The sequence below is a fragment of the Methanocalculus sp. MC3 genome, assembly GCF_054767395.1.
The window spans coordinates 106770-120015 of sequence record NZ_BAABMP010000005.1 but is presented as its reverse complement, the minus strand read 5'-3'; the positions used below and the strand labels follow the sequence as shown (position 1 = coordinate 120015).

Annotated in this window: 13 protein-coding genes; all 13 read right to left on the bottom strand. The window is 46.3% G+C overall.

Features of this window, described 5'->3' with window-relative positions; all coding sequences use genetic code 11:
- Positions 1 to 52: 52 nt before the first annotated feature.
- The 13 genes from ACYUBO_RS09425 to ACYUBO_RS09365 all read right to left on the bottom strand — a co-directional run bounded on the left by ACYUBO_RS09425 (position 53) and on the right by ACYUBO_RS09365 (position 13245).
- A complete protein-coding gene (locus ACYUBO_RS09425; RefSeq protein ID WP_300328355.1) occupies positions 53 to 841 on the bottom strand; it encodes an ABC transporter permease in 789 nt (262 codons plus the stop codon).
- Positions 842 to 874: 33 nt separating this feature from the next.
- Entirely contained in the window at positions 875 to 1690 is an 816-nt protein-coding gene (gene modA / locus ACYUBO_RS09420; protein WP_460373869.1) for a molybdate ABC transporter substrate-binding protein, read from the bottom strand.
- A gap of 512 nt (positions 1691 to 2202) precedes the next feature.
- Positions 2203 to 2340, bottom strand: coding sequence for a hypothetical protein (locus ACYUBO_RS09415; protein ID WP_300328363.1), 138 nt, complete (start codon positions 2338 to 2340; stop codon positions 2203 to 2205).
- 245 nt (positions 2341 to 2585) lie between these two features.
- Positions 2586 to 3269, bottom strand: a complete 684-nt coding sequence (locus ACYUBO_RS09410; RefSeq protein WP_460373867.1) for a sulfate/molybdate ABC transporter ATP-binding protein — start codon at positions 3267 to 3269, stop codon at positions 2586 to 2588.
- Entirely contained in the window at positions 3262 to 4065 is an 804-nt protein-coding gene (locus ACYUBO_RS09405; protein ID WP_460373865.1) for an ABC transporter permease, read from the bottom strand. The genes ACYUBO_RS09410 and ACYUBO_RS09405 overlap by 8 nt, the downstream gene beginning before the upstream one ends.
- Positions 4066 to 4103: 38 nt before the next feature.
- Positions 4104 to 4949, bottom strand: coding sequence for a molybdate ABC transporter substrate-binding protein (modA, locus tag ACYUBO_RS09400; protein ID WP_460373864.1), 846 nt, complete (start codon positions 4947 to 4949; stop codon positions 4104 to 4106).
- A 237-nt stretch (positions 4950 to 5186) separates the two neighbouring features.
- On the bottom strand, positions 5187 to 6983 hold the full coding sequence (locus tag ACYUBO_RS09395) for a formylmethanofuran dehydrogenase subunit B (RefSeq protein ID WP_460373862.1): 1797 nt from the start codon (positions 6981 to 6983) through the stop codon (positions 5187 to 5189).
- A gap of 71 nt (positions 6984 to 7054) precedes the next feature.
- Entirely contained in the window at positions 7055 to 7591 is a 537-nt protein-coding gene (tsaA, locus tag ACYUBO_RS09390; protein WP_460373859.1) for a tRNA (N6-threonylcarbamoyladenosine(37)-N6)-methyltransferase TrmO, read from the bottom strand.
- 24 nt (positions 7592 to 7615) lie between these two features.
- Positions 7616 to 8500 carry a ferredoxin-like domain-containing protein gene (locus ACYUBO_RS09385; RefSeq protein WP_460373857.1) on the bottom strand — a complete coding sequence of 295 codons (885 nt, stop codon included), beginning with the start codon at positions 8498 to 8500 and terminating at the stop codon, positions 7616 to 7618.
- 22 nt (positions 8501 to 8522) lie between these two features.
- On the bottom strand, positions 8523 to 9878 hold the full coding sequence (locus tag ACYUBO_RS09380) for a metallophosphoesterase family protein (RefSeq protein ID WP_460373856.1): 1356 nt from the start codon (positions 9876 to 9878) through the stop codon (positions 8523 to 8525).
- A 23-nt stretch (positions 9879 to 9901) separates the two neighbouring features.
- The gene (locus tag ACYUBO_RS09375; protein ID WP_300328385.1) at positions 9902 to 10648 is read right to left on the bottom strand and encodes a SagB/ThcOx family dehydrogenase; all 747 of its coding nucleotides are present in this window, start codon (positions 10646 to 10648) and stop codon (positions 9902 to 9904) included.
- 78 nt (positions 10649 to 10726) lie between these two features.
- Complete coding sequence (locus tag ACYUBO_RS09370) at positions 10727 to 11530, bottom strand: formylmethanofuran dehydrogenase subunit C (RefSeq protein WP_300328390.1); 804 nt, start codon at positions 11528 to 11530, stop codon at positions 10727 to 10729.
- 8 nt (positions 11531 to 11538) lie between these two features.
- On the bottom strand, positions 11539 to 13245 hold the full coding sequence (locus ACYUBO_RS09365; protein WP_460373854.1) for a formylmethanofuran dehydrogenase subunit A: 1707 nt from the start codon (positions 13243 to 13245) through the stop codon (positions 11539 to 11541).
- Position 13246: the final 1 nt, after the last annotated feature.

Sequence of the window (13246 nt, the reverse complement as noted above, 5' to 3'; positions counted from 1 at the left end):
ACAATATCATTATATTTATATATGTTAATTCCTGTCAAAGATTTTTCATCTTTCACCAATGAGATGCACGGCCGTTTTCCAGATAGTCAAATAGTATAAGAACGATGAGGGAGATTCCCATAAGAATTGTAGCCGCGGCGATCGCCATATTCAGATTTCCTGTAGACATATTGATAAAGAGGGCTATTGGAAGGGTTTCTGTCTTCATCTGTGTTGCACCCGCAAGCATCAAGACTGCTCCAAACTCTCCCATTGCTTTTGACCATGTGATAACGGTTCCGGATATAATCCCTCTTCTTGCCATCGGAAGGGTAACTCTCCAGAAGGTGCCGGCATCAGTGCATCCGAGGGTTCGTGCAATATGTTCGTATCGTGGATTGATCCCGGAAAAAGTTCCGTTAAGCACTCTGATCAGATATGGGACATTGACAAAGAACTGTGCGACAATGATACCAAGAGGGGTGAATATAATGTTTAATCCAAGTTCTTCAAGTGCTTTGCCAGCAGGGTTTGTGGCGAAAAAGATCAATAAGGCTATACCTGCAACAAGTGGTGGAAGGGTAAGCGGTAGGTTGGTTATGGTACTGAAAAACCTTTTTCCTCTGAAATTAAAACGTGCAAGTGCATAAGCAGCCGGGATTGCAGCGCAGAGGCAGAGCGCTGTGGATACCAGTCCGGTGATTATACTCAGTTCTATTGCAAAAAGGATCTCATGATCAGTCAGGTTCCTTATCAGATCTTCTGGTTGTACAGACCAGATGAGACTTCCCAGTATGATAATGGTGCTGATTGAGATTGAGAGTATTATAATAATGAAAATAAAACGGAGATTGGATTTCATCTCTGGTGCATGCTCCACTTCTTTCATCTGTTATTATAGTGAAATGGTGCCGTACTGCGGATCCGGATAGGGAACGAAGTTATGATCGGCAAATATTTGTTTTCCTGTATCTGATAAAACAAATTCAAGGAATATCTCTGCCATGTCTTTTTTCTCAGAAAATGTCAAGACACTGATAGGAATGACAGAGATAACATTATCCTCATTTGATAATCTGATGCAATCCATGGTTTCGGGATTAAAGAGATCCTCCATCATGATCGCCACATCGGCAGTACCCAGAGTGATATATGTGACAAGCTCATTGACGGTGGCGGTTCTGGCGACGACATTTTTATTCACTTCCTGAAGAATCCCCTTATTTTGAAGAATTTTATTTGCCTGCTTTCCAACAGCTGTTGCATTTGCATCTCCTAATGCAACTTTAATGCCTGGTTTGCCAAGATCTTCAATTGATCTGATCTGAGCCGGGTTTCCTTTAGGGGTGACGATAATCGGGACATGGTATGCAACAAGCTCACAATCGGTGACAAGCCCCTTCTTCAATGCAGCCTCATATGCTGGCATGCCGCCTGCAATAAAGAGATCTCCTTTTTGTGTAATCTCCATCTGGGGTAACAGTGTTCCGCTTCCTCCGAAACTATATTCGATTGTCACTCCGTGTTCCTTTTCAAACACTGTCTTGATATCTTTCATCGGGGCGCTCAGGCCGGCACCTGAATAGACAAGGAGTGTCTGCTCGCCGGATGAGCTTTCGTGTTCCTGTGAGGACGCTGTGAGGCATCCTGCAGAGAGGGACAATCCCATTAACAGCAGGATTACAATAGATGCAATTCGTTTGTTATTCATAAGGTTCTCGTCATTTCTTTAAAATTTAATGTTTTCTATATGATATTTATTAATAATATTTATTTAACCTGGTTAAGAATAATGAAAGAAGGTGATCGTGTCAGTTTATTCAGATCTTTTCAGAATCTGTTTTGGTGTTGGGGGTTAATTGAACCTTCAATTTATCCTGATAAAAACTACCTCCGCGCGAAACTAGTCAGTTATGATCTCTCATCTGGTTCAGACATCGGGTTGATCTGAATCTGTATCATCCCAAAAATTGTACAAATAACCCGTTTTGAAGAACTGGTTTCCCACAGCACCTGGAAAACTCCGTCCGGCATCTGAAAGTATTAGAGCGACGCGTATCGCGAAAAGTGAACGGATCGAAGACCTCCTCAAGGTATGGGTGATATGGATAATGTTTGTCTGTATGATGTTGTGGAGGGATTTCAGTTCTTTCTGTCGCTTTTACCTGGTCTTTGCATAAAGTGCGCTGAGTGGCTCATCCAGGAGGAGCGCCCCCGGATTCATCACGATCGCCCTGCAATAGCCGTCCGCTGCTGTTTGCCTCCGGAGAGTGTATAGGATAACGATGGAGTATGTAGTCGATATGGAGCATCTCCCTTTCCAATACCAAGAGAGACTGAATCAAGGAAGAATTCTCTCATTTCTTTGGATATCCTGTATCTGTTTAATATGTCTTTCCTAAAACCTGGTAACTCCGTTCTAACCGTTCAAAGATTACGGATCGAAACGAAATTCATGGTGATCAAAAATGGTGCTGGTGTTGATCCTTTTACTGAGAATCTACGTGTTTCTCCTCTCATAAACTATATGTGGGTTTATCTTCGATATGTTCCGGCTGATCCTTATCCTGCTGTTATTCTTTTATTCCTGGCAAAAGCCTTAGCTCTCATGTGGCATTATCAAAATAGCCTCTCATGCTGTTATCCTCTATAACACAGCCGCGATCAATGACACAGACGGAATCGCCCACTGCCTCTGCATCAGTTGGATTATGGGTTACCAGCAGGCAGGGGATCTTCTGCTCACGTACACAGAGAGAGATCCATTCTCTGACAGCAATCTGGTTTTTTTGATCAAGTGCGGTAAATGGCTCATCAAGCATCAGGAGATCCGGTTTTGTTGCCATTGCCCGTGCAAGGGCAACGCGTTGTTTCTGCCCGCCTGAGAGGTGGCCTGCCCGGACTGTTGCAAGATTTGAAATGGCAAGCCGATCCATCCATTCATCTGTCCTGTCAGCCAGTTCCAGAGAATCGACGCGACGGGCTCTCAGGCCGAATGCGACATTATCATAGACACTCATATGCGGAAAAACTGCTGCATTCTGAAAGACATACCCGATATTCCTATTCTGTACCGGACAATTGGTCTTTGACTGATGGTGATAGAGGATCCTCTTTTTGGTTTCTATCACTCCGGCATCCGGGGTGAGGAGTCCTGCTGTAAGCCTCAATACGGTCGTTTTTCCGGCACCGTTTCCACCCATCAGCACCATGATCTCCCCATCTGCAACCTCAAGGGAGAGATCAAGGGTGAAATCCCTGAGTTCCTTTCTGGCAGCGAATTTAAACATTGTACCTCCATTTCTCAGTCAGTAGTTTGACAGTCAGCATGATTGCAAGTGATATTGCCACAAGCAGAACCGATATGGTGATTGCTACATCGAAATCTCCCTGCATGGCTGCATATATGGCAAGGGGCATCGTCTGGGTAATGCCGGGCAGGTTTCCTGCAAACATAATGGTTGCCCCAAATTCCCCGAGCGCACGGGCAAATGTCATGATCGCGCCGGAGGTGAGTCCGGTTGCACAGAGTGGCAGAATGATGAAGAGAAAGGTCCGCAGGGATGATGAGCCAAGTGTCTTTGCAGTCTCTTCGTATGAAGGATCCAGCTGTTCGAAGAGTGCTTTTGCCTGTCTGATGTAGAAGGGTGAGGAAACGAAGATCTGTGCCAGAATAACTGCGAAGGTCGTGAATGCAATATCAATTCCGATCACATTCAGGTACTTCCCAAGGAGCCCGGTTCTCCCAAAGAGGAGGAGAAGTGCAAGACCTGCCACTGCCGGTGGAAGGACAAGGGGGAGATCGATGAGTGTGTCAACGAATGATTTTCCGGGGTAGTATGATCGGGAATGAAAGTAGGCAGCCGGCGTTCCTATGAGAATCACGATGGCCATTGAGATGATTGATGTCGTAATGCTGAGCCAGAGCGCCTTTTGTACGGTTTCATTCGGGATATAGGTGGCAAGCAGCTCAGGCGTAACCCGCAGAAGAAGGGCGATAAGTGGTAACGAGAGAAAGAGGCAGACAATAAGAATGAGGGATGCACCAACTCCCCGCCCAACCCATATTCCAATTATCTGCCGCATAGCATCAGGTCTGTTGTTCATTCGAACGTAACCAAAAATCAGGTGGTGGAGATTGATGTAAAGCCATAATCTTTCAGGATACTCTGGCCCTCATCTGAGAGTATAAACTCAATGAACGTCTCACCTGTCTTTTTGTTTGTGCTGTCTGTCAGAATACCAAGGGTATATATCTGGAGTGCATTGTATTCCCCGGGGATCGGAATGAGTTCAAGACTGCCGGTTTTTGCGGCACTGAACGATGATTCGTACACAAATCCTGCATCCACCTCACCGAGGCTGACCTTGGTTACAACACCCGGCTCGGTTGTCTCGTAGGTGACAACATTCTGAAATACAGCGTCCTTCCATCCATCAGGAGTATCTGGTGAAGCAGACAGCTTATCGAGAACAATACGGGTATTGATACCTACCGGCACCTCCTCGGTTCCCATCGCAATCTTAAGTCCGGGCCTTGTGAGATCGGTGTACGATTGTATATCCCCTGGATTTCCTGACGGAACAATGATGACGATATAATTAGAGGAAAATTTTTTGACGGTATCATTTACCAGGTATCCTCCACCCATTAACTCATTTGTATAGCGGGTTGAAGCTGACATGAAGACATCGGCGTAAGCTCCCATTTGGATCTGGTTTTTAATGGTCTGGGTTCCTGCGAGATTAAACGTGATTTTTGTACCGGGATACCTGCTCTCAAATTCACTGCCGAGATCTTTTGATACTCCGGTCAGTGATGCTGCTGTATATACAATCAATTCTCCCTGTGCTCCAGTTTCAACTGGCTTCTCTTCTCCCTGTATTCCGGTACATCCGGCAATGATGAGGGATGCTGCCAGAAGAATGAGTATAAGGAGGCAGGTGTTTTTGTTCATTATTTTTAACATAATCCATATGTATCAATTTAGTTGTAATAAATTTTCTTAAATGAATTAAATATTTATTTATATTAAGTGAACGTTGTTTACACAAAATACGATGGTTTCCATTGGATTTGTATAGTATTTGTTGTTGATTGGATGGGGTGAATGAATGGGTTAAATGAATGTGGTTATTTTTCTCATCAGATCCGGTTTGTGCATGTTCGCATACCAGAGCCGATCATATGCAGAAAAATGAGTATTTCATGATCCCGACAGGTGGGGGCGGCGATCATCATCAACCGGTATGATCGTGGCTTGGGCATCGATCTCTGAAGCAGGAGTGGCGATCTGTTGTGCATTCCCCTCCTGAATTGCTTTTAGGATCCGTCTGAGTAATTCGGCATCATCGGGTTGTATGGAGTCCATCACCTTTTTGACCATGAGCGGTACGGTATCCATCCGGTACGCAATTCCCTCCGCATCAACTCCTGTCATCGCAACCGGTATGTGAAGGGTGGCAACAGCTGTACTCATTATCGGGAAAGGGTCGATAACAATTGTCGGGATTGTTGCAAGGTGTTCATTACAGGCTCGTGGGAAATGGGCACCCGGATCGCTTCCGATGATCACACATGCATCAACCTCTTTCCTTGCGAGCAGATCAATGGCAGAGGTTTCACCGGGATTAAAATATGTGACTCCCCGGGCAAAATCAACAGCATATGGATAGCCGGTAAGAAAAGTAAAAGTCTGATTCGTGCCATTGACATTCCAGTGGCCACGCATCGGGGTGAGAGTATATTTTGTGTGCCGGTTTAGTTCATCAATGAGTTCGATCGCGTTTCTGACATTTTTATATTTTCCCCTGGATTGAGTTAGTCCGATACCGGTGAAAAATGCTCCGAATTTTGCGTTGAGTAATGTCCGGGCGAGGTTGATTAATGTATCTTTTGGAACCCCGGCAACGCTGTCAGGAAGAACGCCCTCTTTCCCAAGGATAATGGCCCTGAGGGCAGAAAATACTGCATAGTCACCACCGGATTTTATCTGGATGAATTCATCGGCAACCTTTGCAGTTTCGGACTCCCTCACATCGACGACGATTATTGTTCTGTCACAACTGGCATTTTCCAGAAAATGGCTGTCAGAAAAGGTTGAATATCGGCTTAAATGCCGTGGATGGGCTGCGAGTGGATTGGCACCCCAATAGACGACAACATCAGCACGGTGACGCACCTGACCAAGCGTACATCCGGGATGCCCGACCTCCTGGATCGCCATTATTGAAGGCCCATGGCATTCAGAAGAACAGTTATCGATGATGCCTCCGATACATTCTGCAATTTTGATGCCCACACATTGCGCCTCGCTGTGTGTTCCACTCCATCCAAAGAGTAAAGGCCGTTTTGCATTCCTGAGAACGTCTGCTGTGTATCGTATCGCCTCCTCATAGCTGGTCTCTTCCCATGCGTCTCCAACCTTTTTTATTGGTTTCATGAGGCGATTTTGAGCTAAGAATTTGGCATTTCCAACAGAACAGGCATTTTGACATTCCACAACGCGGTTGTCCTGAAGTGTCAGTTTAATATCGTCGCAGAGGCAGCCACAAAGAGGGCATGTAACATCCTGTACTGTTGTTGTGCCTTCAGGAGAGATGGTTGGACATCCACTGGAAGGCTGGTCATATCTGATCCCCCCCTCCTCCTCAAGCAGATCCCAGGCAGATACCAGTTCTTTTGATGTTGGCCGGATCTCCACCATGAGTGTTTTAAAATCGGGGGCACCGACCGAGTGCGTACCCGGGGGCAGGATAAAATTTGCATATGGTCCACACGGGAGAAAAATCTCTCCCGGGGCAACATCCGAAGATTCAACAGTTTTAAAAACGGTTTTTCCAGTGACTGTCTCTATCTCGACATTATCTCCATCTTCAATCCCCATATCGAAGAGATCAGCCGGGTGTATGAAGCAGAGTGATGTCTGCTTGGAGTATTCAAAACTCTCTTTATAATACAGTTGTTCCCCCTGTTTGATCGTTCTCCCACTGTTCATCATCATTTTCATGTTTTTCCCTCGAAAATGCCCCCTCTTCATCGCATATAATGAAAAAGGAGAGTGTCAGTAGAGTATCAGCCGACATTCGTCCGCTTGCGATTCCTCAGCTCTTTTGGAGTGCAGTTCCAGTCAGAAATCTCATCCAGATGCTGGTTATCGACCCATCCGCTTGATACCTCTTTCCGGTTATCAAACTGGTGGACATACGGCTTGATATCGAGGAGGGGTGTCCCATCAAGGATATCAACTCCCTGAATCCGGAGTTGGTTGCCTTTGACTTCAAGCAGTCGGACTATTGAGATTCCTATTGGATTTGGGCGCTTGAAATGCCTGATTGCAAAGATTCCGCGTGCATGTTCGCCATCAAGAAATGGCCGCTGTAAGAGTGTATATCCATCGGCCCTGTCAAAATGGTACAGGAGAATGAGGTGGCTGAACGATTCGATCTCAGTCAGCCCCTCTTCAAACTCCGGTAAGAGTTCAATCGTTCCAATGGCATTATTAAAAATTCCCTGGATTGGTGTTTGTTCCTGTTCGGTGAATTCTGTTCTTACAACACCGATTGGGCGATAGATAACCTCTCTGTCTCTGATTTGTTGTTCGTTGTTCATATGTAAACCTCATTTATGTGTTGTTCATTCTGTTGTGGATGCTGGAAAATCTCGCTGTATCCGTTTTTGAAAATCTGTAAATTTCATGGCATCCATCTGATTTGTAAGAATCTTTCCGCTATAGGCAAATCTGTATATCCAGTCAATAACCCGTTCCACAACAGCTACAGCCTTTTCTTCCGAATCCACCACAATAAGCTCCCTTCCCTGCACCATATGGCGTCCCCGCCGTCCTCCCACTGTGATCATATACCGGGGGGGGTGGCCTTTGATGATGTGGAACGGGCAGGAGTCAATGCACATTCCACAGTTCACACAGAGTGATTCGTCCAGGTGCAGAGAACCATTGACCATTATAATCGCTTTCTCTTTGCAGGTATGTGCACATGTCCCGCATCCCGTGCATAATCCCTCGTTCCGAATCGGAGTGCGAAGACCGGTGATGCCGATCTCACTTGCCCGTTCGCTTGTGCAGCCGTTTGGGCATGAAGAGATGGCGATACGAACCCTGATTGGCATATCCCGCCCATGATGATTTTTATCAAGCTGGAATAGGATATTTCGTGTATCAATGATGGAAAAACGGCATCTGTCAGTCCCCGGACAGGCAGTAATATTCACAACCTCTTCATATTCTGCCCCTAGGAACACCTCTTGTTTCTCAAGATCCCTGAGAAGTCCGGGGATTTTATCAGATGGGACGTGGGGTATTTCTATTGTCTGGCGTATCGTCAGGTGAACAGTATCAATACCAATTTTTTTTGCGGCTTTTCCTACTGCTACCAGCTGATCAGGGGAAATGATTCCCCCTGGTATTCGGAGACGAACTATCCGGCATTCTTTATTCAGCTCGGATATAACTCCTCCACTTTTTTCAAGTTTGTTTTCGATCTCAGTTCTGACTGACATGGTTACCTCGTGTGTTGTTGTATCAGAGTTGTTCTTTGGGATTGAGGGGAGATAGTGTATGAACCGGCATAAGCTCACGGAATGTCATGGTTTCATCCATTGTCTTTACGAGATCATCGATCTCACTCATCGGGATTGGGCGATAGCCAATCATTTCAGCGCTCACGTTGATTGTTTTTGTTTTTGGATTGAAGAAAGGATACCGGGTAAGATCCTTGTTATGTACATGACCATGAATCACCCATCCATCAAACGGCCTGATGAGCTCCTCTGGATCGTGAATAAAAAGATATGGGATCTCCCGGTATTGCATAAGAAGGCAATGAGACATAAATGGCCGGTAGGGATCGTGGTTTCCTTCAAGAAAGCTTATCCTTCCATTCAGCTGGTCAAGATAATATTCGGCCGGGTTCAGACTCTTATAGGCAAGATCTCCAAGGAATAGTACTCTGTCGGTCTTTTTTACGGTCCAGTTCCAGTTCCGGATGAGAATACGATTCATCTCTCCGGGATCACTCTGTAAAAACGGTCGCTTATAGCGGGGAATGCTGTTCTCATGACCAAGGTGGAGATCACTGATCGTGAAGATCTCTCCATCATCCCGTTTATGCGGCCTTGTTATCTGATATCCCCTTTGAATTCTATATTCCCGGAGGGTTCTGCGTGCGTTTTTTCGTTGAACAGCCTGAAGAGGTGTGAGCCAGCGATCAAGTGGCAGATCGTATTCAGCAACAATTGTCCTGTCCCTCCTCAGAACCATCCTCAGAATATCAATCCGGACGGGCCTGCCCGGAAGATCCTGGGGATAGAGAGTACGTGCGTCTCCCAAATTCTTTCTGCATTCAGTTATTCTGTTTTTCTCCCTTTTATTCTGGCGAATTGCTACTCTCGCGTCATTTTCCGGCGCTAATGGCGGGATGGTTGTCATAGTTGCAGGGATTCCTGATACCATTGCATCCGCAAATGTATTCCCTCCGAGACTTATCGGTATTGTCCGGGAGAGATAATAGAAAAACGAACGTAAGCCTGGATTTGGGTGGAAAAGATAGAAGGAAACACTATCCTCTCCGGAAACAACAGGAGTTTCAAATGCCGATACCTGAATCTGTCCGGATCTCTGGCATGCATATGAAACAGCGATCATGATATCTTTCAGACTGCACCATTCATCTCCTGAGATAACAGCTCCGACAAGATAGGGATGTTGATCCGATCTCCTGCATAATCCGGAATCTCCACCCCACCATTCGAGTGCTCCAGGCAGCTTGGCATGCGGGATACCAAGTCGTAGATCCAGCTGGAACTTCTCATTTTCCCTCGTATTGGAAGCTATGCCTTGAATTTCAGAAATATTTGTATCGCTTGTTCCGCTGATCATGATCGGTCTGTCTTTGCTAAATCCTAATATTCAGGAACCGTCTTTCCGACTGCAGCTATATAAAGTGGCCATTCTGAATTTGGATCATTACCTATCAGCTGTGTAACCATTTGATCGTGGAAGAGATCGATTGGATGGACTTTATAATCGATACTTGCAGATGCCATAACCAAGGCCTGGCAGACGTGTCCTGCTTCAATCAGGACATTCCGGTATCCTCTGTTACCAAGTGCCCATACTGATCGGTAGGGAACTGCTGTCCAGATGAAGGTCACAGGAGCACGGGTGATCATCTTGAAATTCATGCTGGCAGTACCCATGGCAAATGGAATGTCAGAATCCTCTCTAAGTAATGCAATCTGGTGTTTTGAAGGTATATACTGGTACAGGCCTGTTGGAATGCCCTCAATTTCCCCGGCAACAAAATAGGTGTTTATCGGGTGCCGTCTCCCGGATGAGGGTACATTTCTTATTATTGTCTCCCTGTCCTGAACAGTTTTAACTCCCTGCATACACCAGAGCAGGTAGGAGAGTTCCTTCAGGTTCATGGACGATCGTGAGAAGAACTCTACAGGCTCCCAATATTCAAGTGCATCCCGTGCAGAAACCTCCGGGAATTTGATCCGTTTTGGACTTGGCAGTTTTATTATCTTTGCATCTTCTGGAATGGAATTTTCCTTTCGCGGCTCTGGAACTCTCAATATCATATCAAATGTTGAGAAGTCCGGATAGCTGGTATTTTCCATGAATTCTTTCCCGGGATTGGTCATAGATCACCTGATTGCTGGTTGATTTGTTTTACTGTATTGAGGGGGAAACCCTCGGATTTTGTTAAAAAAAGTGTATGTTCAGGCTTCCTGAACATAGAGATTTGCATACACTTCCTTTCCCTTGGATTTCGGATGGCGTTCTCCGAGATCGCCTATATAATGGGTGAAGGTTGCCTCAGTTCCATCTATCTTCTGCTCGACAGAACCCACTTTTTTGAATCCCGGGAGCATGTACTGGACAGATCCAAGGACATAAATGTCTCCTTTTACCATCTGCCCTCCTACACGCCCCTGGACATTGCCTTTGATGACAACTGTTCCACCTTCTGCGTGGGTTGAAACATGGATGAAGGCATCTTTCTCGATGATGATGGTTCCCCCGAGCATAAATGTCCCGATGTCATTTCCAGCGCTTCCCCTGATTCGGATTGTTCCTCCCCTCATGCCGCGCCAGTCGCCACGGTATGCGCATCCTACATGGTTCTGGGCGTTGCCTTCGACAACGATCTCTCCTCCTTCCATTGCAATGCCGCAGAATGAGTCAACATTCCCCATAACATGGATCTTTCCGCCTTTCATCCATCCGCCGACATACATATCGGCGTTTCCCTTTACAGTGATGGATCCGGCAGTCATTTTGTTGCCGATATACTTAATTCTGGAACAATCTCCATCAATGAGTATAGCCGTCTCTTCAGCCGTGTTTCCGGACTGCCCGGCGATCTCAAAGTAATCACCAAGTGTTACTTTTGTTTTTCCCTCATGTGCATCCAGATCTGCAATCTGCTTCAGCGACTTTCCAGCGAACGCATCAGGGGTGATATTATAACACTCAAGATAGAGTTCAGGCACTTTCGTTGGTTTTAATGTAATCTGAGCCATAATGCACCTCAGGCCTCCACATCAAATTCTATCACGTAGGGGTTTGGAGCCAGATAATCCCGTACCTGGTACGTGTCAGATCCAACGGTATAGTCCTTCAGGAATTTATCCTGAATATCCCGTATGACCTGTGGATTCTCTGCAACATTCGGCTTCACCCAGATCGTTCTCTTGTTGCCATGGCTGACGATATCGCCATCCTTGACAATAATCTCCCCGGATTTGATGAACCAGCATGCACGGGCAAAGGCTTTCTCGATTGCTTCCGGATCAGCTGGCATGTCCTTAACATTCAGGTCAAAGATACCAACATTGGCATCCATGCCAACGCCAAGCCCGCCGAACATGTTGGAGAGACCGAGTGCCTTCGCAGGTCCTGCCCTTGTCATCTGGGCTATCTCAAAGAGTGAGAGTTCCCTGTCCATGGAATGGATGTTTGTGGCATCAATTACCTTGTCGGTATACTTGAATGATTCGAGGGTATCTTCCCTGGCCTGCTTGCTCATCAGCCATTTGATGATCCGTGGATAACGGGTGAAGGGACCGGCATTTGGATGATCAGTGGTGATGAATGTCCGCATTGGATCAGCGGCATACAAGCCCATCTCAAGACCGATTGCCCACTGGATGCCACTTACTTTGATGTTCTTGTCATAGACATAGGGAACAACTCCGGCGGCAGTCTCAACCTCCACATCGGTATTTGCCCATTTCAGATGGTTCAGATTGGTGATGTGGTGCTCAAATGGTCCGTCGGCGGTCATGGTTGTGGTTTCATCAAGTGTCACACAGCCAAGATCAATGCTGATGTTCTTCTGCTTGTTGACATAATCCATGACTTCCCGGGCTTTCGACTCGAAAGTCCCCCAGGAGTCTCCACCATATGAATGGAACTGGATGTGGGTGGAATGCATAACAGTGTCGCGTCCAAAGTTATTCTTTGCCGCAACCCCTTCTGCAAGACGGAGTGACTCCAGGGTAATCTCGTAGTTACCGGGATTTCCAAGATCGTTCTGGTGTATATGCATCGAATGTGGCAATCCAAGATACTCGTTTGTCTTCATCAGGCCGGTGATGATCTCAGCCGGAGTGATATCAAAGTACGGTACCGGATCGTTAAGAGTCAGGCAGTTTAATCCCCAGGCCCATGCTGCTGTGCCGCCGGGGTTGACGACTTTTATTCCATACCCTTTTGTCGCCTTGAGAAGCCATGCAATATAGGCTGCGGTATTCTCGATCTCGCCGTTTCTCAGATATTCAAACACAAACCAGTTGTTTGCAAAGACCGGAAGTGCTGCCTGATCGATAATTGGCGTATCATGAATTTCCTCATGCACGTGAGGTGAATGGAGCGGGGGCATTGCAGCCTCCATAACGAAGGCATATCCCATCCTCGCATAGTCATACCCGGTTTTAAAGGTGCTTGGAATCGAAAAACCACTCTCCATACGGTAGTTTTTCTGGGCATGAGGGCTCTTGAAGAGTTTATCCTCAGGCCTCATCAGGCGGCCGACATTCACTTTTGGTCCTGCAACATGGGCGTGGATATCCACGCCACCGGCCATTACCACCTTTCCACTGGCATCAATGACCTTTGCATTTGATCCAACACTCTCAACAATCTGACCATCCTTAATGGCGATATCTGTTGCATCTCCATTGATGTTGCGGGTCGGATCAATAACAAATCCATTCCTGATTAGTATTTCCGCCATA